A 25,245-nucleotide genomic window follows, 5' to 3' on the forward strand; every position below is an offset into this window, starting at 1 on the left:
GTCGGCTGACCGCCCTGCCCGCCCGTCATGCCCGGCAGCAGCGGCTCACCACCGTCGGAGGGCAGCACGATGCCTTCGCGCGCGGGCCGCGCCGAGGGCTCCTCGCTCCGTCCACTCTGCGTCACCGGGACTCCTACTAATGGGGGACCTTGTGAATCGTCGGCTCACGCTACCGGCTCCGCCGAGCGCGGTGCCACGCAGCCCGGGACCTGACCGGGTCCCCTGTGACCGCGCTAACACTGCGGTCCCCCTCCTCCTATATCCGTCCCCCCTTCCCCGCCGACGCCTTCATTTCCCTGCTGTTCACGCCCAGGTACCCCGTGGTTTCACGCCGCCGTCTGAAGGTCCAATCGCGCCCCGAACTCCCTGACCACGGGCTCGTCCCGGAACGGCTCCAGTCGCTGCTGGAAGTCCTCCAGATACTCGGCGCCACGGTTGGACCGCAGGGTCTCCAGGAGCTCGACGGCCTTCAGTCCGGTGTGGCAGGCCTGTTCGACCTCGCGCTGCTGCACCTGCGCTGTGGCGAGCAACACATATCCGATGGCCCGGCGCCGCGCCTTCGTCTCCGGAAGCCCGGCCAGCGACTCCTCAGCGCACCGCGCCGCCGCCTCGGCCTGACCCAGATCACGGTGGCAGTGCGCCAACTCGTCGGCGAGGTAGGCCTCGTCGAAGTGCTTGATCCACGCCGGGTCGTCCCCGGACTCGGCGTCCGCCGACTCCAGCGCGCCCACCGCCCGCCCGGACGCCAGCTGGGTGGCCCGCGCGTCGCCCATCAGCGCATGCCCTCGCGCCTCGGCCGCGTAGAACATGGCCTCCGCGCGCGGAGTCACGCGCCCCCGCGCCCCTTCCTGCGCCGCCCGCGCCAGCTGCGCGATCTCCCGCGGGTTGCCGAGCTGCGCGGCGAGGTGGCTCATGGAGGCGGCCAGCACATACCCGCCGTACCCGCGGTCCCCTGCGGCCTGCGCGAGCCGCAGCGCCTGGATGTAGTAACGCTGGGCGAGCCCCGGCTGACCGGTGTCGACGGCCATGTACCCGGCGAGCTCGGTCAACCGCGCGACGGCGGCGAAGAGTTCCCGCCCGATCGCCTCCCGGTACGAGCCGGCCAGCAGCCCGGAGACGACGCTGTTGAGGTAGTGCACGACGACCGGGCGCACATGCCCGCTGCCGTACTGGTGGTCAAGGTCGACGAGCGCCTGCGTCATCGCGCGCACGGCCGCCACGTCGGACTGCCCCACGCGCGGCCCCGCCGAGCGCGCCACCTGCGAGTCCGGGGACGAGATCAGCCAGTCGCGGCTGGGCTCGACCAGCGCGGACGCGGCGACGGACGAGCCGGACAGGAAGTCCCGCCGCCCGACGTCGCTGCGCCACAGCTCGCAGACCTGCTCGATGGCCCCCAGTACCGTCGGCGAGAACTGGAGACCGACACCGGACGCGAGATTCTTGCCGTTGGCCATCCCGATCTCGTCGATCGTGACGGTACGGCCCAGTTTGCGGCCGAGCGCCTCGGCGATGATCGCGGGCGCCCGGCCCCGCGGCTGCTGTCCGCGCAGCCAACGGGCCACGGACGTCTTGTCGTAGCGCAGATCGAGGCCGTGCTCGGCACCGCACATGTTGACGCGGCGGGCCAGCCCGGCGTTCGAGCAGCCCGCTTCCTGGATGAGCGCCTGCAGCCGTTCGTTCGGCTGTCGCGCGACGAGAGGCCTTGCGGCCATGGCGTACCCCCTGTGGCTGCGGTGCCTGCCCACGCACCGAGTTGACGTTCTTCGAGCGCCGAATCCGGCTCGGGGGCACTGGCTGTGCACCGCAAGGTTCCGGCCGTGAAGATCAATGCCCCGTCGGCATACCGAAAATGCGAGGCTTGCGAGGATTGCCGGGGTAAAGGCGGAAGCCGACCCCACAGTGGGCTACCCAGCTCCGGCGACGGATCCTCCCGCGCGCCCCCACACATGCACCCATGCGCCCCAGATGAGGAATCAATGCTCCTCCCCCGCGCGCGCTACGGCCGTAACCGGAGGTGGGTGCGGGAGTTGTGTTCAGCGTGGAAGAGACGATCCCGGCCACCGAAGCCGCACAGATTCCGAAGCAGCGCGGCGAAACGCTGCTGGAGACCGCCGTTCGCTATGCCGAGGAGCGTCACTGGGACGTGTTCCCCGGGACCTGGTTGGAAGCCGTCGAGGGCGTGCAGTACTGCTCCTGTGGCGACGCCGCCTGCCCCGCGCCCGGCGCGCACCCCGCGCGCCCCGACTGGGCGACGCAGGCGACCGGAAGCGCGACCGTCGCCCGCCGGATGTGGCAGAAGCACCCCACGGCGTCGATCCTGCTGCCGACGGGGCGCACCTTCGACGCGATCTCCGTCCCGGAGACGGCCGGGTTCCTCGCGCTGGCCCGTATGGAGCGGATGGAGCTGTCGCTGGGGCCGGTGACGTTGACGCCGGATCGCCGGATGAACTTCCTTGTGCTGCCGGGTGCGTCGGTGAAGGTTCCCGAGCTGGTGCGCAAGCTGGGGTGGTCGGTCGGGTCGCTGGACCTGGTGGCGCTGGGTGAGGGCGCGTGGGTGGCCGGGCCGCCCACCCGGTTCGGGTCCCGTGGGGCCGTGCAGTGGGCCTGCCGGCCGACGCCGGCGAATCGGTGGCTGCCGGATGCGGAGGAGTTGATCTCGCCGCTCGCCTACGCGTGTGGGCGGGACCGGTAGCGCCTTCTCGACTGCCTGGTTGCTGATCGACGGCGTCTGCGGGTTGTGTGTGGTTGCTCGCGCAGTTCCCCGCGTCCCTCTTAGGTTGGCTCCATGACGTCGGCCGTATGTGTACGTGGGCTCTGGAAGCGGTTCGGGCAGCAGGTTGCTGTCGCTGGGATCGATCTGGAGTTGCCCGCAGGGAAGTTCATCGGACTCGTGGGGCCCAACGGAGCCGGGAAGACCACCACCCTCTCCATGGTGACCGGGCTGCTGCGGCCCGATGCCGGGTCCGTCGAGGTCGTCGGGCACGACGTCTGGCGCGACCCCGTCGAGGTCAAGGCCAGGATCGGGGTGCTGCCCGAGGGGCTGCGGCTCTTCGAGCGGCTCTCCGGGCGGGAACTGCTCGCGTACACGGGGCGATTGCGCGGACTCCCCGGGGCCGAGGTCGACAAGCGGGCCACCCAGCTGCTCGACATACTCGATCTGGCGGGGGCCCAGCACAAGCTGGTCGTCGACTACTCGACCGGCATGCGCAAGAAGATCGGGCTCGCGGCCGCGCTCCTGCACAATCCCGAAGTGCTGTTCCTGGACGAGCCGTTCGAGGGCGTAGATCCCGTCTCCGCGCAGACCATCCGCGGCGTCCTGGAGCGCTACACCGCCTCCGGCGCGACCGTCGTCTTCTCCTCCCACGTCATGGAGCTCGTCGAGTCGCTGTGCGACTGGGTCGCCGTCATGGCCGCCGGGCGCATCCGGGCCCACGGCCCCCTCACCGAAGTGCGCGGCGAGGCCCCCTCGTTGCAGCAGGCGTTCCTCGAACTCGTCGGCGCGAACGGCCGCGACACCGCCTCCGACCTCGACTGGCTGGGCGGCGGGGCGCGATGAGCACCGACGTGACAGGGGTCTTCGTACAGCTGAAGCTGTCGCTGCTCAGGAACGGACTGCGGCAGTCCGCCGGCCGCCGGGCCGCCTACGTCGCCTCGGCCGTGCTGGTCCTCCTCTTCGCCGCGCTGCAACTCCTGGGCCTGATCACGCTGCGCGGCAACGCGCACGCCGACTCCGTGGTCGTCATCCTGGTCGCGGTCCTCACGCTCGGCTGGGCCGTGATGCCGCTGTTCTTCCCCGGCGGGGACGAGACCCTCGACCCGACGCGCCTGGTGATGCTGCCGCTGCGCCCCCGCCCCCTGGTCCGGGCACTGCTCGCGGCCTCCCTGGTCGGCATCGGCCCCCTGTTCACGCTGTGCCTGTTCACCGGTTCGGTGATCGCGCTCGCGCACGGCGGTGCGGCCTACGTCGTCGGCGTCATCGCGGTCGTGCTGGCCCTGTTGGTGTGCGTGGCGCTCGCGCGGGCGGTCGCCGTCGCCAACATCCGGCTGCTGACCAGCCGCAAGGGCCGCGACCTCGCGGTGCTGAGCGGGTTGGTCATCGCGATCGGCGCGCAGGTCGTGAACTTCGGTGCGCAGAGGCTCGGTTCCTCGGGCCTCGCCCAGCTCGATCCGGCAGGGGACGTGCTGCGCTGGGTGCCACCGGCGTCCGCGATCGGGGCGGTGAAGTCGGTCAGCGACGGGGCGTACGGGATCGCGCTGCTCCAACTCGCGCTGAGCGCGGGCGCGTTGCTGGGCGTGATCGTCGTCTGGTCCCGTCATCTGACCCGGCTGATGACCTCCCCGGACGGCTCCACGCTTCAGGCGGCCACCGAGTCGGCCGTACGGGAACGCACCCCGACCGGCCTCGCCCGCCTCCTGCCGGCCGGCCGCACCGGCACCGTCATGGAGCGCACTCTGCGCTACGTCTGGCGTGACCCGAAGACCAAGGCGGCCTGGGTGACCTCGCTCGCCATCGGCCTGATCGTGCCGCTGTTCAACGCGTTGCAGGGCACCGGCTCGATCTACTTCGCGTGCTTCGCCGCCGGGATGCTCGGCATCCAGATGTACAACCAGTTCGGGCAGGACACGTCCGCGTTCTGGATGGTCGCCATGACGATCTCGTCCCCCCGGGACGCCTACGTCGAGCTGCGCGGCCGGGCTCTGGCGCTGCTGCTGATCACCCTGCCGTACGCCGCCCTGGTCACCGTCCTGACGACGGCGCTGCTCGGTGCCTGGCACAAGCTGCCCGAGGTGCTGGGTCTGTCGCTCGCCCTCCTCGGCGCGATGCTGGCGACCGGCGCCTGGTCGTCGGCCCGCTTCCCGTACTCCATCCCGCAGGAGGGCTACAAGAACGTCGCCCCCGGTCAGTCGGGCCTGGCCTGGATCTCGATCTTCGGCGGCATGATCGCCGCCGCCCTGCTGTGCGCCCCCGTCATCGCGCTGACGATCTGGCTGAACGTCAGCGAGGGCGGGGACGCCTGGACGTGGCTGCTACTGCCGGGCGGAGCGGCGTACGGGGCCGCGGTCACCCTGCTGGGCCTCCGGCTGGCGGCGCCGAGCACGGCGGCCCGCCTTCCGGAGATCCTCATGGCGGTGAGCAAGGGATGACGGGCCCCTCGTGCGGCGGGCGGCCGTGTATCTCCCTGCGGGGCGCGGCCCCGCACAACCCGCGGCCGCCGACTCAGATCCACCCGGCAGACGAGCGGGCGCCCGGCGTCATCCCGTCCGCACCCCGTCCAGGAACGGCTCGATAGCGGCGCGCCAGCCCTCCGGCTGGTCGTAGTGCACCAGATGCCCGGCGTCGGCCACCTCCGCGTACTCCCCGCGCGGAAGCACCCGCACCATCTCCTGAGCCTCGGCACGCCCCAGCTCCCCGTCCAGCCCGCGCACGACCAGCGCGGGACACTGAACCTGCGCGAGTTCCTCCCAGTGCGCGTCGAACACCCACGTCTCCCGGGACCGCAGCATCTGGTCGGGCTCGAAGACCGGCCGCCACCCGTCCTCGCACTCGTGCATCACCTCGGCGTAGAACTCGCCGCGCGCGCGATTGGGGCGCTCGACCCATGGGTCGTCCTCCCCGAACCACTTGCGTACGTCGGCGAGCGTGGCGAAGGGCACCGGCCACGCCTTGAACCAGTCCGACCACTCCCGCTGCGAGGCCGCGCCCAGCGCCGACGCCCGCATGTCGCAAATGATCACGCCGTGCACCAGATCGGGTCGCTTGGCGGCCAGCTGCCAGGCGGTCAGCGCGCCCATGGCGTGACCGACGAGGACGGCCGGGGCGAGGCCGAGCTGTTCGAGGGCGGCCTCCGCGTCGTCGACGTAGGCCTCGCGGGTGAAGGCGGCCTGCTCGGGCTTCTCGCTGCGGCCGTGGCCACGCTGGTCCAGGGCGACAGCGCGGTGCCGCTCGGAGAGCCAGCGGGCGGTGGAGGCCCAGTGCGAGGCGCGGCCCATCAGGCCGTGCAGTAACAGGACGCCGAGCGTGCCGTCGTGTTCAGTGGCAGCGTCGGTCTTGGGAGGGTCGCCGAACTCCCAGGCCGCGAGACGTACGCCCCCGGTCCCGGTCACGTCGATGCGTCGCGCCATTGGTCTGGCACCCCCCTAGCTCCGCTCGGACCGCTCGAGTCGGCCGGTCCTGTCATCAGCGTCCTGCTTGCCGCGCCTGCCGTATCCGCCGTCGCCCACGCGAGCACCGCGCGCCATCTGCGCCGCACGCGTCGTCGATGCCCTCGCCCGCGATGTGCATGTCCTGTGTGTCTGACGTGATCTTATGCGCACACTCCTGAAGCGCACGTTCCGCGTGACCCGTCACCCCAAGACTATCGAACCCCTATTCGAAAAATCGGGCCGTGCGGGCAACACCCCTCATTCGAGTGACCCCCTTCCAGGATTGATCGCCACCGTCGAGGGGAGACCTTCACCGGGAGGCGGACCGATCGGGGAACCCGGTCCGAAGGGGATGACCCTGGGAGCTCGGGGCTCCGGGTCAGCACAGGGGAGGACAGGCCCCGGCGCCGCACGGCGCCGGGGCCCTCTCCACGTTTCCGGCACATCCTCGCGCCCCCCTCCCCGGCCGGACGCATCACTGTCGGTCACGACCAAGAGCCCTCAGGTCATATGCCTCACGCGACAGCCTCGCACGCGAATCCGCCGGGCGCTGTGATTCCGCGCACTGAATCTTGGAATGCAAAAGATCGACGGGTCGCCACAACTCCCGCTCCCTTACCGGGAATTACACGGGAGAGAAACTCGGGATGGACAGCCGGCTCGGCTCAGCGCTTGGCGACGAACACATGCGAGGCGACATCCGCCTCCAGCTCGGCCGCCTCACCACCGCTGCCCACCAGCACACCACCCGCGGACTCGGTCACGCTCACCACCGAGCCGGGCTGCACGCCCGCACGGCGCAGCGTGTACATCAGCTGGGCGTCGGTCTGGATCGGCTCACCGATCCGGCGCACGACGACCGTCTTGCCCTCGACACCCGGGTCGAGGTCCGCCAGCGAGACCATGCCCTCGTCCAGGAAGGGATCGGCGCCGTCCTTCTCGCCGAGCTCCTCCAGGCCGGGGATCGGGTTGCCGTACGGCGACTCGGTCGGGTGGCGCAGCAGCTCCAGGACCCGCCGCTCCACGGCCTCGCTCATCACGTGCTCCCAGCGACACGCCTCGGCGTGCACCTGCTCCCACTCCAGCCCGATCACGTCGACGAGCAGGCATTCGGCGAGGCGGTGCTTGCGCATGACGCGGGTGGCCAGCCGCCGCCCCTCGTCCGTGAGCTCCAGATGACGGTCGGACGCCACGGACACCAGCCCGTCACGCTCCATCCGCGCCACCGTCTGGCTCACGGTCGGTCCGCTCTGGTCCAGCCGCTCGGCGATCCGGGCGCGCATGGGGACCACACCTTCCTCCTCCAGCTCGAGGATGGTGCGGAGATACATCTCCGTGGTGTCGATCAGTCCGGACATACGTGCCCCTCGATTAGCTCTGCGATTAGCTCAGCCGGAAGCGAGACAGCTCCACGGCGCGTGCGCTGGCCCTGCAGTCAATTCTGCCGGATACCACTGACAACCGTGCCGAGCCGTTGAAACCAAGGGGTTGTCCGGCACGGCGACCCCGCACAGGCGTCAAAGGCATACACACCGTATTGACACCGCACTGGTCCAGACCGCACGGTGATCCGCAACACACCCGCACCCGCCACCCCGGAGGGCCCCGCATGAGCGACAGCACGCCGGCCGACACGTTCTTCGACGCCGCGATCGGCCTGCTCCAGCGGGTCCGTGCCGAAGAGACCGGGAACATCGAGGCAGCCGGCACCCTGCTCGCCGACACGGTCGCCGCCGACGGCCGGCTCTTCGCCTTCGGCGCCGGTCACTCCTCGCTGGCCGCCCAGGACATCGTCTACCGCGCGGGCGGCCTCGCCCTGATGAACCTGCTCGTGGTCCCCGGTGTCGTGGGCGTCGACGTCATGCCCGCCACCCTCGGCTCCGCCCTCGAACGCGTCGACGGTCTCGCGAGCGCGGTCCTGGACAGCTCACCCCTGCGCGCCGGCGACGCCCTGGTGATCATCTCCCTCTCCGGCCGCAACGCCCTCCCCGTCGAGATGGCCATGAAAGCCCGCTCCCTCGGCGTCAGGGTCATCGGCGTGACATCGGTGGCGTACGCCTCGCAGACGCAGTCCCGCCATGTCTCCGGCAGCTACCTCAAGGACCACTGCGACATCGTCCTCGACTCGAAGATCGCGATCGGCGACGCGGAACTCACCCTCGACACGATCCCGGCCCCCTTCGCGCCGGCGTCCACGGTCGTGACCACGGCCCTCCTGCAGGCCGTCATGGCCACAGCGGCCGCCTCCCTGGCCGCCCGCGGCATCGAGCCCCCGCTCCTGCGCTCGGGCAACGTCGACGGCGGCCTCGACTGGAACGGCAGGGTGTTCGAGCAGTACAGCGACCGGATCTTCTACCGGCACTAGGCCCGCGTCCTCAGTCCCGCTCCACGGCCCCCGCCAGATCCAGCGCGGAAGCGATCCGTACCGCCACGTCCTCCGCGTACACCGCGTCGCCGCGCCCGAACGCGGTCCGCCCGGACCCGCGCAGGAACGTCACGACGCCCAGTGTCCGCCCCCGGCTGCGCAGCACCGCGCACAGCACGTGCACCGCGTCCGCCGGCCACTGCCGTGCCACGGCCCACTCGCGCGCCCGCTCCGCCGACAGGTTCCCCGCGTCGGCGCGCACCGACCCGGCCCGCGCCACGCAACTCAACGCCGGGTGCCCCTCCGCGTACCGCACGGGCAGGCCGGCCTCCCCACCGAGCCGGCTCGGACCCGGCGCCCCGGAGGGCGTCACGGCGGCCCGGACGAGCCGTACAGGATCCGCGGCCTCCCCGCCCGCCGCCGTCTGATCGGCCACCGGCCCGCCCGCGACCCGGTCGATCAGCGCGTGATCTGCGAACCCGGCCAGCGCGAAGTCCAGATGCACCGTCGCCGCCTCCGCGGGGTCCTCGCACTCGGCGGCGGCCCGCGCGGCGCGGTGCAGCTGATTGGCCCGGAACCGCAGCAGCGCCGCCTCCTGCTCGGCCTGCTTGGCCTCGGTCACATCCTGGAAGAGCCAGCCCACGCCCAACGGCACGGGCTCCTCCGCGAGCGGCGAGGCCAGCCGTACGAAGCCGCACCGCCAGCAGCGGCGCCGCTCGCCGTCCGGCGTGCGCACACTCACCCAGATCTCGGCGGGCGCGGGCGGCGCGCCCTCGGCCAGCACATGGGTGAGCGCGCTCTCCAGCTCCTCGACCCCCTGTGCGAGCAGCTCGCCCAGTGGCCGCCCCAGCACCGACGTACGCCCGATACCCAGCGCCCGGGCCGCGTGAGCGTTCACAACGGCCGGTCGCAGATCCGCGTCGACCAGCACGACACCCCACGAAGCGTCCTCGAACAGCGCCTCGCTGAGCGCTATCGACCGCTCCAGATCGATCTGCGCGTGCACCTCGCTGAACGCGCAGTACACCCCGGCGGGCTTCCCGTCCGGTCCGCGCACCGCCGCCGACTGGGTCCGTACGAGAACCCGCCCGCCGTCCTTCGTCAGCAGGGCGAACTCGTTCACCTGACGTCCGGGAGCGTGCATGGCGGACATCAGCCGCCCCTCGACCTCCTCGGCGTCGGCCTCGCGCACCGCCCACCCGGCGAACCCGTGCCGGCCCACGGCCTCGGCCGCGGTCCATCCGAGGATCCGCTCCGCCTCGCGGTTCCAATGGGTGACGACGCCGTCCCCGTCGAAGGCGCACAGGGCAGCGTCCATCCCGTCCAGCAGCGCGGCCAGCAGATCGGACCCGCCTGCCGAACCCTCCGAACCACCCGACAAACCGTCCGGACCGTCCCGCTCGGGTTCGTCCGGCCCCAGCTCGTCGGTGGTCCCACTACGCCGGGAAGCACTCACCTGGACCCCCTGCCAAGCTGCGTCCGCACGTACGACGCGTCGGTTCGCTCACTCGCAATCATCTAACTGGAACGTGACCCAGCACACACCGAGTTCCCCAAGATTGAAGGAATCGTTGTACGAGCCGCTGTGCGGTCACCGGCGCGATGCGAAAGATCAGGCATGAGATCCGCTTCCCTTGCGCGCGTAGACCTCGATCTCGAACTTCATACGAGGGTCGGCCAGCCCGCACACCATCATCGTCGCCGCCGGTCGCACGTCCCCGAAGTGCTGCCGCAGGACGGGCCAGCACGGCTCGAAGTCCTCCCGTTCGGGCAGCAGGTACCGCACGCGGACCACGTCGGCGAACGAACACCCCGCCTCCTGGAGCGCGGCCCCCACGTTCCGCAGACACTGCTCGGCCTGCTCCACCACGTCCTCGGAGATGGTCATGGTCGCGTAGTCGAACCCGGTCGTGCCCGACACGTGCACCCAGTCCCCGTCGACCACGGCACGCGCGTACCCGATCTGTTCCTCGAAGGTCGAGCCACTGAGGATCGCCCGCCGCCCCACCTGCTGGTTTGTCATGCACGGAACGCTAGAGGAGCGGCGCCGACAGGTCCACGGAAAAAGCGGTTGATCGGAGGCGAGCCGGTTCCTAATGTGTGGTGCACACGAGAAGGGAGGTGGTTCGGCAGATGTATGAATACCGGACGCGTGAGGTGGCTGCGGGCTAGCGGCCCGTCACCCCACCCAGTGCGGTGCCGGACCAGCATGTGAAAGACGCATGCAGCCGGCCCAATCCCAGCAGTCACCCGACCCGCGAGTTCGCCGGCACGTCCGGCCGGCTCCCCCGCCACTGGCGCAGGGACCCGAACTCGCGGGTCGTCTGCGTATACGGACCCGCGCAGCGGCCCGGCTCACGGACTGAGCCGCTCCACGCGCCAGCCCCCGTCCTGCTCCACCACATACCGCAGCCGGTCGTGCAGCCGGTTCTCGCGCCCCTGCCAGAACTCCACCGTCTGCGGGGCCACCCGGAAGCCGCCCCAGTCCGGCGGCACCGGCACCTGCTCCCCCTCGGGATAGCGCGCGGCCAGCTCGGCGTACGAGGCGTCCAGCTCCGCGCGCGAGGCGATGACCGACGACTGGGCGCTGGCCCAGGCGCCGAGCTGGGAGCCGTGCGGGCGGGTCCGGAAGTAGGCGGCCGTCTCGTCGCGCCCGGTGCGCCGCGCCACCCCCGTGACGATGACCTGGCGGGCCATCGGGTGCCAGGGGAAGAGCAGGCAGACGTACGGGTTCCCGGCGAGGTCGCGGCCCTTGTGGGAGCCGTAGTTGGTGAAGAAGACGAAGCCCTGCTCGTCGAACTGCTTCAGCAGCACCGTGCGTGAGCTGGGCCGCCCCTCGGCGTCCGCGGTGGAGACGATCATCGCGTTCGGCTCGAAGAGGTGGGCCTCGGCCGCGGCCTGCTTGAACCAGCGCGCGAACTGGGCCACCGGAGTGGCGGCCAGACCGGCCTCGGCGAGCCCCTCGGCCCGGTAGTGCTTGCGCATCGCGGCGGGATCGGGGACGGGCTCGGCGGGATCGAAGGCGACGGCGTCTGGGTCGGTCACGCGGTCATCTTGCCGTATCCGAACGAGCACTGTCGGGCACGGTGTCCTTCGTCACTACATGGCACTCAGTGCCGCAAGGGCTCCCCAATGGTGGCACTCAGGGTTATCGTTTCGATGCCGTTCCGGTTGGATGACCGCCAGCCGCACGGGGCATCACAGGGGTACGCCCCGGACCGCGAGTCCGCAGAGGCCCGGAGTCCCGCACGCCCGGAATCCGAGCCCGTGACCGTGGATCCACCCGGGTGTGCGCCGTCTCCGCCGACTGTCATGTGGTCGTTCCACCCACAACCCCATCCGTCGCACACATCACGAGGAGCCGCCTGATGTCCGACTTCGTACCCGGGCTCGAAGGAGTCGTCGCGTTCGAGACGGAGATCGCCGAACCGGACAAGGAGGGCGGCGCCCTCCGATACCGAGGCGTCGACATCGAGGACCTGGTCGGCCACGTCTCGTTCGGCAACGTCTGGGGGCTGCTCGTCGACGGTGCCTTCCGGCCCGGACTGCCGGCCGCCGAGCCCTTCCCGATTCCCGTGCACTCCGGCGACATCCGCGTCGACGTCCAGTCCGCGCTCGCCATGCTCGCCCCCGTGTGGGGCCTGAAACCCCTCCTGGACYTCGACGAGGAGCAGGCCCGCGAGGACCTGGCCCGGGCCGCCGTCATGGCCCTGTCCTACGTCGCTCAGTCCGCGCGCGGGCAGGGCCTGCCGATGGTCCCGCAGGGCGAGATCGACAAGGCCCAGTCCGTCGTCGAGCGCTTCATGATCCGCTGGCGCGGCGAGCCCGACCCCAAGCACGTGGCCGCCGTGGACGCCTACTGGACGTCCGCCGCCGAGCACGGCATGAACGCGTCCACCTTCACGGCCCGCGTCATCGCCTCCACCGGCGCCGATGTGGCCGCGGCGCTCTCCGGCGCCGTAGGGGCCATGTCCGGTCCGCTGCACGGCGGCGCGCCCTCCCGCGTGCTGCACATGATCGAGGAGATCGAGCGCACCGGCGACGCCGAGGCGTATGTGAAGCAGACCCTCGACAACGGCGAACGCCTCATGGGCTTCGGCCACCGCGTCTACCGCGCCGAGGACCCGCGCGCCCGCGTCCTGCGCCGCACCGCCCGGGAGCTCGGCGCGCCCCGCTTCGAGGTCGCCGAGGCTCTGGAGAAGGCGGCCCTGGCGGAGCTGCACGCCCGCCGTCCCGACCGGGTCCTGGCCACGAACGTGGAGTTCTGGGCCGCCATCGTCCTGGACTTCGCGGAGGTCCCGGCGCACATGTTCACGTCGATGTTCACGTGTGCCCGTACGGCGGGCTGGTCGGCGCACATCCTGGAGCAGAAGCGCACCGGCCGCCTCGTGCGCCCCTCCGCACGCTATGTGGGCCCGGGCACGCGCGACCCGCGCGAGATCGAGGGCTACGCCGACATCGCGCGCTGAGCCCCCGCAGGCGCCCGCACCCCTCCGGCGGGCCGGACGTCACGCGGGGCCGATTCCGCCCCGCGTGATGCCGCCCGGCGCCACGCGCCGGCGGCCCACGGGCCCGCGCGAACCATGCCTCTCAAGATCGCATACGGACCGTCACTGATCCGCTCCGCCAGTATGCTGGGGCGGCTGCGGCATCCCACCATCACCCGTCCCTACGTGGTGAGTTACGGCCTGCGGCGATCAAGACCTCTTACGGCATGGGGATGGGGAACAGGTGCTGATAGCGGGCCGCTACCGGCTGGGCGAGTCGATCGGGCGCGGTGGGATGGGGGAGGTCTGGCGGGCCTACGACGAGAGCCTCGCCCGGCACGTGGCCGTCAAGCTCCTGCTGCCCCAGGACTCCGACCCCACCGCCACGTCCCGGTTCCGTCTGGAGGCGCAGACCGCCGCGCGGATCGACCATCCGAACGTGGTGGGGGTACGGGACTTCGGCGCGTACGAGAACCGGCTCTTCCTGGTCATGGAGCTCGTCGAGGGCGACAGCCTCGCCCGGCTCCTGACCCACTCCGGCGCGCAGCCCGCCGAGCGCGTGGCCCGGATGGCCGCCCAGGCAGCCGCGGGACTCGCCGCCGCACACCGGCAGGGCATCGTCCACCGCGACATCAAGCCCGGCAACCTGCTGCTGGACGCCGACGGCACCCTCAAGATCGGTGACTTCGGGATCGCCCGCTTCATGGACGACCCCGGCGCGGCGCTCACGGCCACCGGGCAGATCGTCGGCACGAGCCTCTACCTCGCGCCCGAGCGGGCCCTGGGTCAGCCGGCCGGCCCGCCCTCCGACGTCTACGCACTGGGCTGCGTGCTCTACCAGCTCCTCACCGGGCGCCCGCCGTTCCACGCCGACACCGCCGTCGCGATCCTCCACCAGCACCTGGACGCCGCCCCCGTACCGCCCCGCGACCTGGGCGTGGCCGGCCTGCCGCCGGCCTTCGAGAACTACCTCCTCGGCCTGCTCGCTAAGGAGCCCGAGCACCGGCCCGCCGCCCAGCAGGCCGCCGACTGGTTCGCCGAGGGCGCCTGGCAGGGCCGGGCAGAACCGCTCCCCGACGCGACGACGCCGTCCCGCCCGTCGACGGCCGCCGCCGGCCCCGACCGGACGGGCGGGACCAGCAACCCGACCACCTACGCGCTGCCGTCGGCCCAGGGCTCCCCGTCGCCCCTGGGCGGACCGGGCCGCGCCCACTCCCGGGCCCGCACCCACTCATCGGGCTCACGGTCCCGCACTCACTCGCCGGGCTCGCGGTCCCACACCCGCTCGCCGAGCTCCGGGTCCCGCTCCAGGTCCCGGCCCCGCTCTCGTCCCCGGGCCGGCACACGGCAGGTGCTGGTCACGGTCGCCGCGGCGGCGCTCTTCGTGGCCGCGATGCTGCTCGGCATGCTGTGGTTCTCCCCCGACAACGCGTCCGCGGAGAGGACGAAGTCCGACACCGCGCCCAGCCCGACCGCCTCCGCCTCCGTGTCCTCCCTGGACTCGTCTCCGTCGCCGATCACCTCGCCGGGCCCGGCGACGGAGACGACCGCCGATCGCACGGCGCGGGACGACGGGGAGCGGGAACGCGAGAGGCGCGAGCAGGCGCAGCGGGAGCGGCAGAAGCAGCAGCGCGAGACGCGGCAGGACGACGGCGACGACGACGGGAGTGACGATGACGACTGAGACGAGAGCGACTGACGGAGCCGTCAGCCCAGCGCCTCGTCCAGCAGCCGCCCCCACTGCGCCACGACGCGTTCCCGGCGGCCCGCGTCGTCGGTGAGGAGGTTGGCGAGGCCCAGGCCACGGGCCATGTCCAGCACACCCTGGACGGTTTCGCGGGCGCCGGGGCGGGACTCGTCGACGCCCAGCAGGTCGACGGCTATCCGGTGCGTCTCCCGGCCGACCCGGGCCTCCAGTTCCGTGACCCGGGGGCCGAGCTGGTCCTCGTTCGAGGCGGCCACCCACAGGTGCAGGGCCGCGCGGAACAGCGGGCCGGTGTACAGGTCGACCAGGGCGGACACGACGGCCCGGCGGTCGCCCGCCGCGCCCTCGGGGAACAGGGCGCGCAGGGCCGTCGAGCGTTCCTCGGCGACGTACTCGACCGCCGCGGTGAAGAGATCCTCGCGGGTCGGGAAGTGGTGCTGGGCCGCGCCTCGGGAGACGCCGGCGCGTTCGGCGACGACGGAGACCGTGGAGCCCGCCCAGCCGTGTTCGGCGAGGCAGGCCACGGCGGCTTCCAGGAGGCGCTGGCGGGTGGCGCGGCTGCGGTCCTGCTTGGGCACGCGGTCCACTCGGTCCGCACGGTCGCCGACTGTGCTCACACCACCCATTCCGCATCCCGTCGTTCGAGGAAGGCTGTCATCCCCTCGCGAGCGTCGGCGCAGGAGAACAGCCGGGCCGAGAGCGCGGTCAGGTCGGCCGCGTCCTGGTCGAAGGTTTCCAGCACCTTAGCCGTGAGCAGCGCCTTCGTCTCGGCCAGGGCGGCGGGGGCCGCCCTGCGCAGGCCGTCCAGGACGGGTTCCAGTACGGCGTCCACGTCCTCGCCCTGCGCCGTCAGCAGGCCGATGCGGGCCGCCTCGGGCGCGGTGAAGCGTTCGCCGGTGAGGTAGTAGCGGGCGAGGGCGCGGGGGTCGGTGCGGGGGATGATCGGCAGGGAGATCACCGCGGGGGCCACCCCGATGCGGACCTCCGTGAAGGCGAAGGTCGCCTCATGGGAGGCCGCCGCGATGTCGCAGGCCGTGAGCAGGCCGAGGCCGCCCGCGCGTACGTGGCCGGTGACACGGGCGACGACGGGTTTGGGGAGCTCCACGATCTGCCGGAGCAGCGCCACCAGGCCGTCCGGGTGCGGCGGGTCGCGCAGGTCGGCGCCCGCGCAGAAGGTGTTGCCGGTGTGGGTGAGGACGACGGCGCGTACGTCGGCGTCCTTGGCGCAGTCCGTCAGCGCGTCGGCCAGCTCGCCCACCAGCGACGCGGAGAGCGCGTTGCGGGTGTCCGGGGAGTCGAGGCTGAGGGTTTGGACGGCACGCGTGCGCGTGCGGCCGATCAGCGTCATGTGCTCTCCTTGGGCGCGCGCAGTTCGCGGCGCAGGATCTTGCCGGAGGCGGCCCGGGGGACGCCGTCGATGAAAGTGACCTGGCGGACCCGCTTGTAGGGGGCGACGCGTTCGGCGACGTACATCATGACCTCTCCTTCGGAGAGGTCGGTCGCGGACTGTTGGCGGACCACATAGGCGTGCGGCACCTCGTTTCCGTCGTCGTTGTAGGCGCCGACCACAGCCGCGTCCGCGATTCCGGGGTGGGTGAGCAGGAGTGCCTCCAGTTCGGCGGGGGCCACCTGGAAGCCCTTGTACTTGATGAGCTCCTTGACGCGGTCCACGACGAACAGCCAGCCGGCGGCGTCCACATGTCCCACGTCACCGGTGTGCAGCCAGCCTTCGGTGTCGATCATCGCGGCGGTGGCGTCGGGGCGGCCGAGGTAGCCCTTCATGACCTGGGGGCCGCGGATGAGGATCTCGCCGGACTCGCCGACGCCGAGGTCCTTGTCGGGGTCGTCGAGGGAGACGATGCGCATCTCGGTGCCGGCTATGAGCCTGCCGACGGTTCCGGCGGGCGCGTCGTCCATCGCGGCGAGCGGGACGACATGGGTGCCGGGGGACAGTTCCGTCATGCCGTACGCCTGGCCGACCGGCGGCAGGCCCAGGCGCTGCGAGCAGGCGGCCGCGAGCTGTGCGTCCAGGGGCGCCGCGGCGCTGATGATGTACTTCAGCGACGACAGGTCGTACTGCGCGACCAGCGGGTGCTTGGCGAGGGCCAGCACGATCGGCGGGGCCACGTACAGGCCGGTGATGCGGTGGTTCTGGATGGCGGCGAGGAAGGTCTCCAGGTCGAAGCGGGGCAGGACGACGACCGTGGCGCCCACCCTCAGGGGCGCGTTCATCAGGGCGGTCAGGCCGTAGATGTGGAAGAACGGCAGCACGGCGAGGATGCGGTCGCCGGGGCCCGCCGACACCGCGGGTTCGAGCTGGGCGAGGTTGGTGGCGATCTGGCGGTGGGTGAGCATCACGCCTTTGGGAATGCCGGTGGTGCCGGAGGAGTACGGCAGCGCCGCGACGTCCGTCACGGGGTCGATGGCGACCTGTGGCTCGGGGGCCGCGGAGGCCAGCATGTCGATGAGCGAGCGGTGCCCCGGCGCGCTGTCGCACACGAAGATCTCCCGCACGCCGCCCGCGAGTTCCGCGGCCCGGCGTGCGCTCTGCAGCAGCGGCGAGACGGTGACGATCCAGCGCGCCCCCGAGTCCTTCAGCTGCTTGGCGAACTCCTCGGGCGTGGCGAGCGGGTGCACGGTGGTGACGGAGGCACCCGCGCGCGTGGCGGCGTAGAACGCCGTGGGGAAGGCGACCGTGTTGGGGCTGTGCAGGGCGAGGATGTCGCCCTTGCGCACGCCCGCCTCGGCGAGGCCGGCGGCTATGCGCCGGTGGAAGCGGTCGAGCTGTTCGTAGGTGAGGGTGGTGCCGTCCGTGCCGTCGACGAGCGCGGGTGCGTCCCCGAACTCGGCGGCCCGGCCCAGCACTGCCTCGTGGATGGGGAGTTCTACGGCCGGGACGTCTGCGTACTCGCTGCGGAACACGGTTCCTCCTCGCGACACGGTGCCGACAGGCCGCCGGTCAGTACGACTTGGGCAGGCCCAGGGTCTGGTGGGAGACGTAGTTGAGAATCATCTCCCGGCTCACCGGAGCAATACGAGACACGCGTGCCGCGGTTATCAACGAGGCGAGCCCGAATTCGCGCGTGAGGCCGTTGCCGCCGAGGGTGTGCACGGCCTGGTCGACCGCCTTCACGCAGGCCTCCCCGGCCGCGTACTTGGCCATGTTGGCGGCCTCGCCCGCGCCCACGTCGTCCCCTGCGTCGTACAGGCAGGCCGCCTTCTGCATCATCAGACGGGCCAGTTCGAGGTCGATGTGCGCCTGGGCGAGGGGGTGCGCGATGGCCTGGTGGGCGCCGATGGGGGCCTTCCAGACGGTGCGGTCGCGGGCGTACTCGACGGCCCGGGCGAGGGCGTAGCGGCCCATGCCGATCGCGAAGGCGGCCGTCATGATGCGTTCGGGGTTGAGGCCGGCGAAGAGCTGGAGCAGGCCTGCGTCCTCGTGGCCGACGAGCGCGTCGGCGGGGAGGCGTACGTCGTCGAGGGTCAGCTCGAACTGCTTCTCCGCGGCGCTCAGTTCCATGTCGATCTGGCGGCGCGTGAAGCCTTCGGCATCGCGCGGGACCATGAACAGGCAGGGTTTGAGGTTGCCGGTGCGGGCGTCTTCGGCGCGGCCGACGATGAGGGTCGCGTCCGCGATGTCGACGCCGGAGATGAAGACCTTGCGGCCGGTGAGGAGCCAGTCTCCGGTGTCCGGGTCGCGGCGGGCCGTGGTGGTGATGCGGTGGCTGTTGGAGCCGGCGTCCGGCTCGGTGATGCCGAAGGCCATCGTGCGGGAGCCGTCGGCGAGGCCCGGGAGCCACTCACGTTTCTGTTCGTCGGTGCCGAAGCGGGCGATGACCGTGCCGCAGATCGCCGGGGAGACGACCATCATCAGCAACGGGCAGCCTGCGGCGCCGAGTTCTTCGAGGACGATGGAGAGTTCGGCGATACCGCCGCCTCCGCCTCCGTACTCCTCGGGGAGATTGACGCCCAGGTAACCGAGTTTCGCGGCCTCGGACCAGAGGGCCTCACGGTCGTAGGTGCGGCCGTGGCGTTTGCCGAGGGCGGCTACCGCGGATCGTAGGGCCTTGTGTTCCTCGGTTTCGATCGTGGCCATGTGACTCCTTCGTCGTGGCTGGTCGCGCAGTTCCTCGCGCCCCTAGGCCTCTTGCACTACCGCCAGCAAGGCGCCGACCGTCACCTGCTGACCAGGTACGGCATGCAAAGCGCTCAGCGTCCCCGAGACCGGCGCCGCGATCTTGTGTTCCATCTTCATCGCCTCCAGCCACAGCAGGGGCTGTCCGGCCTCCACGGCGGCTCCTACGGCCAGGCCTTCGGCCACCCGGACGACCGTCCCCGGCATGGGCGCGAGCAGGGAACCCGGCACATGCTGAGCCGTCGGGTCCGGGAAGCGCGGGAGCGCGGTGATGCGGGTGGTGTTCACGTGGATCTCGTCGTCGTACCTCGCGACGGCGAAGTTCCTGCGTACGCCGTCCACTTCGAGTACGACGGCGCCCGCGTCGGCGTGCACGAGCCGCACGCCGTCGGCCTCCAGGCCCGCGCGCGTGTGGCGGTATCGGACCTCGATCTCCTCGTCCCCCACCTCGTACCGCTTGACCTGCGGCTGAGACGGCACGTTGCGGAAGCCGCCGAAACGGGAGCGGCCGTGTGCGTCGGCGAGGGCCGCGGCCAGGGGGGCGTACGGGTCCGGAGCGGGCTCGGTGAGGTCGGTGAGGTGACGGTCGTAGAAGCCCGTGTCCATGCGGGCGGTCGTGAACTCCTCGTGGCGCAGGGAGCGGACGAGGAGGTCCCGGTTGGTGAGGGGGCCGTGGATCGTCGAGCGCTCCAGGGCGCCGGCGAGTGTGCGGATCGCCGCCGCGCGGGTGGGCGCGTGGGCGACGAGCTTGGCGAGCATCGGGTCGTAGTGGACGCCGATCTCGTCGCCGTCGGTGAAGCCGGTGTCCAGGCGGACGCTGTCGGGTACGGCGAAGCGGTGCAGGGTGCCGGTCTGCGGGGCCCAGTCGTGCGCCGGGTCCTCGGCGTAGAGGCGGGCCTCGACGGCGTGGCCACGCGCGTGTGGCGGGTCGTCGGGGAGGGCGTGGCCCTCGGCGACGCGGAGTTGTTCGGCGACGAGGTCGATACCGAAGACCTTCTCCGTGACCGGGTGTTCCACCTGGAGGCGGGTGTTCATCTCCAGGAAGTGCGCCTTGTCGCCGGCCACCAGGAACTCGACGGTGCCGGCGCCGACGTAGTCGACGGCGCGGGCGGCCCGTACGGCCAGCGTGAGCAGTTCGTCGGTGAGCTGCTCGGAGAGTCCGGGAGCGGGGGACTCCTCGATCACCTTCTGGTGGCGGCGCTGCAGGGAGCAGTCGCGGGTGCCGAGGGGCCAGACGGTGCCGTGGGTGTCGGCGAGGATCTGGACCTCGACATGGCGGCCGTTCTCGACGTACGGCTCGACGAAGACCTCGCCGTCGCCGAAGGCGCTCGCGGCCTCGGAGCGGGCGCTCTCCAGGGCGGCGCTCAGGTCCTGAAGACGGCGCACGATCCGCATGCCGCGCCCTCCGCCGCCCGCGGCCGCCTTCACCAGGACGGGAAGGTCGGCCTCGGTGACCTCGCCCAGGGGCGCAAGCCCCATCAGTTCCTTCGCGCGCGTCTTGGACGCCATCGCCTCGATGGCCTCCGGCGGCGGGCCGATCCAGACCAGGCCCGCGTCGAGGACGGCGCGCGCGAAGTCGGCGTTCTCGGAGAGGAAGCCGTAGCCGGGGTGCACGGCGTCCGCGCCGGAGGCGATGGCGGCCTTCACGATCAGGTCGCCGTCGAGATACGTGGCGGAGGGCGCCGCTCCGGGCAGTCGTACCGCCGCGTCGGCCACGCGCGTGTGCAGGGCGTTCGCGTCGGCGTCCGAGTACACGGCGACCGTCCGGATTCCCAACTCGCCACAGGTGCGGAAGATCCGGCAGGCGATCTCGCCCCGGTTCGCCACCAGAACAGAAGTAATCATTCGCCTCACATCCGGAAGACGCCGAAGCCACCGCGCACACCCTCGTAGGGCGCCGTGTGGATGGCGGACAGACACATACCGAGGACGGTTCGGGTGTCGCGTGGATCTATGACGCCGTCGTCGTACAGCCGCCCGGACAGGAACATGGGCAGCGACTCCGACTCGATCTGCTGCTCCACCATGGCGCGCAGCGCGGCGTCCCCCTCCTCGTCGTAGGGCTGTCCCTTTGCCGCCGCCGACTGCCGGGCCACGATCGAGAGCACGCCGGCGAGTTGCTGGGGGCCCATGACGGCCGACTTGGCGCTGGGCCAGGCGAACAGGAAGCGGGGGTCGTAGGCGCGGCCGCACATGCCGTAGTGGCCGGCGCCGTAGGAGGCGCCCAGGAGGACGGAGAGATGGGGCACGCGACTGTTGCTGACCGCGTTGATCATCATCGCGCCGTGCTTGATGATGCCGCCCTGCTCGTACTGGCTGCCCACCATGTAGCCGGTGGTGTTGTGCAGGAAGAGCAGGGGGATGTCGCGCTGGTTGGCCAGCTGGATGAACTGGGCCGCCTTCTGGGACTCCTCGCTGAACAGGACCCCCTGGGCGTTCGCCAGCACGCCGATCGGATAGCCGTGCAGGGCCGCCCAGCCGGTGGTCAGGCTGGTGCCGTACATCGGCTTGAACTCGTCGAAGTCGGAGGCGTCGACAATGCGGGCGATGACCTCGCGCGGGTCGAAGGGGGTGCGCAGGTCGCCCGGCACGATCCCCAGCAGCTCGTCCGCGTCGTACTTGGGCGGCGCTGCCGGGCCCGGATCGCCGTACGCCTTGCGGTGGTTGAGGCGGGCCACCACACGGCGCGCCTGCCGCAGCGCGTCCGGTTCGTCGACGGCGAAGTAGTCGGCGAGGCCCGACACGCGCGCGTGCATCTCGGCGCCGCCCAGCGACTCGTCGTCGCTCTCCTCGCCGGTCGCCATCTTCACCAGGGGCGGACCGCCGAGGAACACCTTGGCGCGCTCCTTGACCATGATCACGTGGTCGGACATGCCGGGGACGTAGGCGCCTCCGGCCGTCGAGTTGCCGAAGACGACCGCGACGGTGGGGATTCCGGCCGCCGACAGCCGCGTCAGGTCCCGGAAGATCGCGCCGCCGGGGATGAAGATCTCCTTCTGGGACGGCAGGTCGGCGCCGCCCGACTCGACGAGGTTGATGACCGGCAGCCGGTTGGCGAGCGCGATGTCGTTGGCGCGCAGGGCCTTCTTCAGCGACCAGGGGTTGCTCGCTCCGCCGCGCACGGTCGGGTCGTTGGCGGTGATCAGGCACTCCACGCCCTCGACGACCCCGATGCCGGTGACGAGGGACGCGCCGACCGTGTAGTCGCTGCCCCATGCGGCCAGCGGGGACAGTTCCAGGAACGGTGTGTCGGGGTCGAGGAGCAGCTCGATGCGCTCGCGGGCGAGCAGCTTGCCGCGCCCCCGGTGCCGTGCGACGTACTTCTCCCCGCCGCCCGCGAGGGCCTTGGCGTGCTCGGTGTCGAGGTCGGCGAGCTTGGCGAGCATGGTGTCGCGGCAGGCCCGGTAGTCGGTGCCGGTGGTGTCCAGGGCGGACGGCAGGACGGTCACAGCAGGATCTCCGGGATGTCCAGGTGGCGGGAGCGCAGCCATTCGCCGAGGGCCTTGGCCTGCGGGTCGAAGCGGTGCTGGGCGGCGACGCCCTCGCCGAGGATGCCTTCGACGACGAAGTTGAGGGCGCGGAGGCTGGGCAGGGCGTGCCGGGTGACCTTCAGCTCGCGGCTCTCGGGGATCAGCTGCCGGAACCGGTCGGCCGTGAGCTCGTGCGCGAGCCAGCGCCAGGCGTCGTCCGACCGCGCCCAGACGCCGACGTTGGCATTGCCGCCCTTGTCCCCGCTGCGGGCACCCGCGACGAGGCCGAGAGGGGCCCGCTTCGTGGGCCCGGACGACAGCGGCTGCGGCAGCGGCGGCTCCGGTACGTCGTCGAGTACGACGGTGTCCTGGGCCGGCGGCACAGCAACCCGGCGTCCGTCGTGGAGGACGGCCACATGGTCGACGGCACCATGGGGGACGTACACATCCTCGAAGACCCCATAGGGCGAGCCCTTTCCGGGTGGCGCGAGCACATGGAAGCCGGGGTAGCTGGCGAGCGCCAGCTCCACCGCGGCCCCGCTCAGGGCCCGGCCGACGGCCTCCTGGGACGGGTCGCGCACGACGAGCCGCAGCAGGGCGCTCGCCGTCTCCTCGCTCGGGGCGTCGGGCCGGTCGGTGCGCACCAGGTCCCAGCGGACCTCGGCGGGCGGCGACTTGGCGAGCGCGTCGGTCATCTGCTCGCGCACCAGGGCGGCCTTGGCCTCGATGTCGAGGCCGGTGAGCACGAAGGCGACCTCGTTCCGGAAGCCGCCGAGACGGTTGACGCCGACCTTGAGGGTGGGGGGCGGTGCCTCGCCCCGGACGCCCTCGATACGGACGCGATCCGGTCCGTCCTGGGTGAGCCGCACGGTGTCCAGGCGGGCGGTGACGTCCGGCCCGGCGTAGCGCGCGCCCGCCGTCTCGTACAGCAGCTGTGCCGTGACCGTGCCGACGTCGACGAAGCCGCCGGTGCCGGGGTGCTTGGTGAGGACGCAGCTGCCGTCCTCGTGCAGCTCGGCGAGCGGGAAGCCGGGACGGCGCAGGTCGCGGCCGCCCTTGGAAGCCTCGTGGAAGAAGGCGTAGTTGCCGCCGGTCGCCTGCGCCCCGCACTCCAGCACATGTCCGGCGACCACGGCGCCCGCGAGCCGGTCGTGGTCGCCGGGCGCCCAGCCGAAGTGGGCGGCGGCGGGGCCGGTGACCAGCGCCGCGTCGGTCACCCGCCCGGTGACGACGACGTCGGCGCCCTCCCACAGACAGGCGGCGATCCCGAAGCCGCCGAGGTAGGCGTGCGTGGCGAGGCTGCCCGGATACCGGTCCTTGAGATCGTCGCCCTCGACATGGGCGACGCGTACGGGGATGCCGAGCCGGTCCGCCAACTTCCGTACGGCTTCGGCGAGTCCGGCCGGATTGAGCCCGCCCGCGTTGGCGACGATCCTGACGCCTCGCTCGTGGGCCAGCCCGAGGCACTCCTCCAGTTGCCGCAGAAAGGTGCGGGCGTATCCCGCACCCGGGTCCTTCAGCCGGTCCCGGGCAAGGATCAGCATGGTCAGCTCGGCGAGGTAGTCGCCGGTGAGGACGTCCAGTTCGCCGCCGGTGAGCATCTCGCGCATGGCGTCGAAGCGGTCGCCGTAGAAGCCGGAGGCGTTGCCGATCCGCAGCGCGCGGGGAGCGGGCGTCATCACGCCGCCCCCTTCGGCCCGCGGCCCTCACCGGGTGGGCCCGCGAAGACCTGGGCGATGTCGAACCAGCGGTCGGCGTCGGGGCCTTCGGCGCGCAGCGCGAGGTCGGCGCGGTGGGCGCGCTGGGTGACCAGGAGGCAGAAGTCGAGCGCCGGGCCGGTGACGCGCTGCGGGGCGTCCTCGGGGCCGTAGGTCCACAACTCGCCGGAGGGTGCGACGAGTTCGATGCGGAAGTCGTCGAGCGGTGCCGGGAGCCCGTGCACGCCGAAGGCGAAGTCACGGGTGCGCACCCCGATCCACACCACATTCCTGAGCCGGTCGGTGGGTGTGCGCACCACACCGAGCGCGTCGGCGATGTCCAGACCGTGGGCCCAGGTCTCCATGAGCCGGGCCGTCCCCATGGAAGCGGCGGACATGGGCGGGCCGTACCACGGGAACCTGGCGCCGGGCGGGGACTCGCGCAACGCCGTGTCGAGGGCGGCCCTCCCCTCCCGCCACCGCGCCAGCAGTTCGGCGGGCGGCAGCGCGGCCCCCTCCTCGGCACCCTCGTCGACGAAGGAACCCGGCGACTTCAGCGCCTCCTCCACCAGCTCGTGGAACGCCTTCACGTCGGTCACCGCCAGCAGTGCCGAGTGGTCCGTCCAGGCGAGGTGCGCGATCTGGTGGGCGACGCTCCAGCCGGGCGCCGGAGTGGCGAGCGCCCACTGCTCGGGACTCGACTCGGCCACGAGCCGGTCGAGTTCCTCGCCCTCCTCGCGCAGATCGTCGAACACGGGCGTCGGATCGGACACGGTGCGCTCCCCTCGGGGCACGGCGGTGTGCGGGGTGGTGCGGCCAGGTGGTGCGGCGTGGTGAGGAGCATGGCAGCGGGAACGAAAACAAGCAAGCGTGCTTGCATTAATTGGGCGAGGAGGGGGACCAGCACGCCATATCTGCGCACACCACTTGGGAAGTGTTCACGGTGGGAAGGGTGTCCCTGTGGCGTGCGCTCAATACACTCGTCCGTCGCGTCTGTTGCTTCAGCAACGCATCGATCACACACATGGATCGATCACGCGCATGGATCGATCACACATCGGGGGAGACATCGGATGAGCAACTGGAATCCGGGTGGGCAGCCGCCTCACGACCCGCACGTCCGGCAGCCGTATCCGCCGCACCACCTGGCCGCACCACCCCGCACACCGCCGTGCCCCGAGGGGAGCGCACCGTGTCCGATCCGACGCCCGTGTTCGACGATCTGCGCGAGGAGGGCGAGGA

20 protein-coding genes are annotated in these 25,245 nt (G+C 71.6%); 6 read left to right on the forward strand and 14 right to left on the reverse strand.

The window, feature by feature from the left end:
• Window positions 1-326 precede the first annotated feature (326 nt).
• A complete protein-coding gene (locus EAO75_RS39810; protein WP_147999920.1) occupies window positions 327-1,712 on the reverse strand; it encodes a transcriptional regulator in 1,386 nt (461 codons plus the stop codon).
• A gap of 317 nt (window positions 1,713-2,029) precedes the next feature.
• On the opposite strand from EAO75_RS39810, the gene EAO75_RS39815 reads away from it, so the two are divergent.
• The 3 genes from EAO75_RS39815 to EAO75_RS39825 all read left to right on the forward strand — a co-directional run bounded on the left by EAO75_RS39815 (window position 2,030) and on the right by EAO75_RS39825 (window position 5,145).
• Entirely contained in the window at window positions 2,030-2,692 is a 663-nt protein-coding gene (locus EAO75_RS39815) for a bifunctional DNA primase/polymerase (RefSeq protein ID WP_147999921.1), read from the forward strand.
• A gap of 93 nt (window positions 2,693-2,785) precedes the next feature.
• The gene (locus tag EAO75_RS39820; protein WP_147999922.1) at window positions 2,786-3,556 is read left to right on the forward strand and encodes an ABC transporter ATP-binding protein; all 771 of its coding nucleotides are present in this window, start codon (window positions 2,786-2,788) and stop codon (window positions 3,554-3,556) included.
• Window positions 3,553-5,145, forward strand: coding sequence for a transporter (locus EAO75_RS39825; RefSeq protein WP_147999923.1), 1,593 nt, complete (start codon window positions 3,553-3,555; stop codon window positions 5,143-5,145). Before EAO75_RS39820 ends, EAO75_RS39825 begins: the two co-directional genes overlap by 4 nt.
• 108 nt (window positions 5,146-5,253) lie before the next feature.
• Here the strand turns inward: EAO75_RS39825 and EAO75_RS39830 are convergent, their stop codons facing one another.
• Window positions 5,254-6,123: an alpha/beta fold hydrolase gene (locus EAO75_RS39830; RefSeq protein ID WP_147999924.1), complete on the reverse strand. Its 870-nt coding sequence runs from the start codon at window positions 6,121-6,123 to the stop codon at window positions 5,254-5,256.
• 686 nt (window positions 6,124-6,809) lie between these two features.
• Window positions 6,810-7,502 carry a metal-dependent transcriptional regulator gene (locus tag EAO75_RS39835; RefSeq protein WP_004000347.1) on the reverse strand — a complete coding sequence of 231 codons (693 nt, stop codon included), beginning with the start codon at window positions 7,500-7,502 and terminating at the stop codon, window positions 6,810-6,812.
• A gap of 251 nt (window positions 7,503-7,753) precedes the next feature.
• Between EAO75_RS39835 and EAO75_RS39840 the strand changes: the two genes are divergently transcribed.
• Window positions 7,754-8,509: an SIS domain-containing protein gene (locus EAO75_RS39840; protein ID WP_147999925.1), complete on the forward strand. Its 756-nt coding sequence runs from the start codon at window positions 7,754-7,756 to the stop codon at window positions 8,507-8,509.
• A gap of 10 nt (window positions 8,510-8,519) precedes the next feature.
• Here EAO75_RS39840 and EAO75_RS39845 read toward each other — a convergent pair whose 3' ends face one another.
• From EAO75_RS39845 to pdxH, 3 genes are all read right to left on the reverse strand, one after another.
• Entirely contained in the window at window positions 8,520-9,965 is a 1,446-nt protein-coding gene (locus tag EAO75_RS39845; protein WP_147999926.1) for a PAS domain-containing protein, read from the reverse strand.
• 156 nt (window positions 9,966-10,121) lie between these two features.
• A complete protein-coding gene (locus EAO75_RS39850; RefSeq protein ID WP_147999927.1) occupies window positions 10,122-10,532 on the reverse strand; it encodes a RidA family protein in 411 nt (136 codons plus the stop codon).
• A 332-nt stretch (window positions 10,533-10,864) separates the two neighbouring features.
• Window positions 10,865-11,554, reverse strand: coding sequence for a pyridoxamine 5'-phosphate oxidase (pdxH, locus tag EAO75_RS39855; RefSeq protein WP_410092717.1), 690 nt, complete (start codon window positions 11,552-11,554; stop codon window positions 10,865-10,867).
• 323 nt (window positions 11,555-11,877) lie between these two features.
• Here pdxH and EAO75_RS39860 point away from each other — a divergent pair, with 323 nt between their 5' ends.
• Both EAO75_RS39860 and EAO75_RS39865 read left to right on the forward strand, forming a co-directional pair.
• A complete protein-coding gene (locus tag EAO75_RS39860; protein ID WP_147999928.1) occupies window positions 11,878-12,978 on the forward strand; it encodes a citrate synthase 2 in 1,101 nt (366 codons plus the stop codon).
• A 262-nt stretch (window positions 12,979-13,240) separates the two neighbouring features.
• Window positions 13,241-14,680 (forward strand): serine/threonine-protein kinase, encoded by a 1,440-nt coding sequence (locus EAO75_RS39865; protein WP_147999929.1) that lies wholly within the window; start codon window positions 13,241-13,243, stop codon window positions 14,678-14,680.
• 23 nt (window positions 14,681-14,703) lie between these two features.
• Here EAO75_RS39865 and EAO75_RS39870 read toward each other — a convergent pair whose 3' ends face one another.
• Genes EAO75_RS39870 through EAO75_RS39905 form a run of 8 tightly spaced genes read right to left on the reverse strand, consistent with a single transcriptional unit; the run spans window position 14,704 to window position 24,776 of the window.
• A complete protein-coding gene (locus EAO75_RS39870) occupies window positions 14,704-15,327 on the reverse strand; it encodes a TetR/AcrR family transcriptional regulator (RefSeq protein ID WP_147999930.1) in 624 nt (207 codons plus the stop codon).
• Window positions 15,315-16,049 carry an enoyl-CoA hydratase family protein gene (locus EAO75_RS39875; RefSeq protein ID WP_147999931.1) on the reverse strand — a complete coding sequence of 245 codons (735 nt, stop codon included), beginning with the start codon at window positions 16,047-16,049 and terminating at the stop codon, window positions 15,315-15,317. Before EAO75_RS39875 ends, EAO75_RS39870 begins: the two co-directional genes overlap by 13 nt.
• A complete protein-coding gene (locus EAO75_RS39880) occupies window positions 16,046-17,623 on the reverse strand; it encodes a 4-coumarate--CoA ligase family protein (RefSeq protein ID WP_147999932.1) in 1,578 nt (525 codons plus the stop codon). Before EAO75_RS39880 ends, EAO75_RS39875 begins: the two co-directional genes overlap by 4 nt.
• 37 nt (window positions 17,624-17,660) lie before the next feature.
• The gene (locus EAO75_RS39885) at window positions 17,661-18,797 is read right to left on the reverse strand and encodes an acyl-CoA dehydrogenase family protein (RefSeq protein ID WP_147999933.1); all 1,137 of its coding nucleotides are present in this window, start codon (window positions 18,795-18,797) and stop codon (window positions 17,661-17,663) included.
• A gap of 42 nt (window positions 18,798-18,839) precedes the next feature.
• Complete coding sequence (locus tag EAO75_RS39890; RefSeq protein WP_147999934.1) at window positions 18,840-20,681, reverse strand: acetyl/propionyl/methylcrotonyl-CoA carboxylase subunit alpha; 1,842 nt, start codon at window positions 20,679-20,681, stop codon at window positions 18,840-18,842.
• A gap of 5 nt (window positions 20,682-20,686) precedes the next feature.
• On the reverse strand, window positions 20,687-22,285 hold the full coding sequence (locus EAO75_RS39895; RefSeq protein WP_147999935.1) for an acyl-CoA carboxylase subunit beta: 1,599 nt from the start codon (window positions 22,283-22,285) through the stop codon (window positions 20,687-20,689).
• Window positions 22,282-23,985 carry an acyclic terpene utilization AtuA family protein gene (locus tag EAO75_RS39900; RefSeq protein WP_147999936.1) on the reverse strand — a complete coding sequence of 568 codons (1,704 nt, stop codon included), beginning with the start codon at window positions 23,983-23,985 and terminating at the stop codon, window positions 22,282-22,284. Before EAO75_RS39900 ends, EAO75_RS39895 begins: the two co-directional genes overlap by 4 nt.
• Window positions 23,985-24,776 (reverse strand): TIGR03084 family metal-binding protein, encoded by a 792-nt coding sequence (locus EAO75_RS39905; RefSeq protein ID WP_147999937.1) that lies wholly within the window; start codon window positions 24,774-24,776, stop codon window positions 23,985-23,987. Before EAO75_RS39905 ends, EAO75_RS39900 begins: the two co-directional genes overlap by 1 nt.
• Window positions 24,777-25,245 lie beyond the last annotated feature (469 nt).

Origin of the sequence: Streptomyces sp. UW30, from assembly GCF_008042075.1 — a bacterium.
In the GTDB taxonomy this organism is placed as follows: Bacteria; Actinomycetota; Actinomycetes; order Streptomycetales; family Streptomycetaceae; genus Streptomyces.

Excerpts from the sequence above, each read along its gene's own strand:
- EAO75_RS39810 (WP_147999920.1), bottom strand. The coding sequence starts at position 1,712 with ATGGCCGCAAGGCCTCTCGTCGCGCGACAGCCGAACGAACGGCTGCAG.
- EAO75_RS39820 (WP_147999922.1), top strand. The coding sequence starts at position 2,786 with ATGACGTCGGCCGTATGTGTACGTGGGCTCTGGAAGCGGTTCGGGCAG.
- EAO75_RS39825 (WP_147999923.1), top strand. The coding sequence starts at position 3,553 with ATGAGCACCGACGTGACAGGGGTCTTCGTACAGCTGAAGCTGTCGCTG.
- EAO75_RS39830 (WP_147999924.1), bottom strand. The coding sequence starts at position 6,123 with ATGGCGCGACGCATCGACGTGACCGGGACCGGGGGCGTACGTCTCGCG.
- EAO75_RS39835 (WP_004000347.1), bottom strand. The coding sequence starts at position 7,502 with ATGTCCGGACTGATCGACACCACGGAGATGTATCTCCGCACCATCCTC.
- EAO75_RS39840 (WP_147999925.1), top strand. The coding sequence starts at position 7,754 with ATGAGCGACAGCACGCCGGCCGACACGTTCTTCGACGCCGCGATCGGC.
- EAO75_RS39850 (WP_147999927.1), bottom strand. The coding sequence starts at position 10,532 with ATGACAAACCAGCAGGTGGGGCGGCGGGCGATCCTCAGTGGCTCGACC.
- EAO75_RS39870 (WP_147999930.1), bottom strand. The coding sequence starts at position 15,327 with ATGGGTGGTGTGAGCACAGTCGGCGACCGTGCGGACCGAGTGGACCGC.
- EAO75_RS39875 (WP_147999931.1), bottom strand. The coding sequence starts at position 16,049 with ATGACGCTGATCGGCCGCACGCGCACGCGTGCCGTCCAAACCCTCAGC.
- EAO75_RS39885 (WP_147999933.1), bottom strand. The coding sequence starts at position 18,797 with ATGGCCACGATCGAAACCGAGGAACACAAGGCCCTACGATCCGCGGTA.
- EAO75_RS39890 (WP_147999934.1), bottom strand. The coding sequence starts at position 20,681 with ATGATTACTTCTGTTCTGGTGGCGAACCGGGGCGAGATCGCCTGCCGG.
- EAO75_RS39900 (WP_147999936.1), bottom strand. The coding sequence starts at position 23,985 with ATGACGCCCGCTCCCCGCGCGCTGCGGATCGGCAACGCCTCCGGCTTC.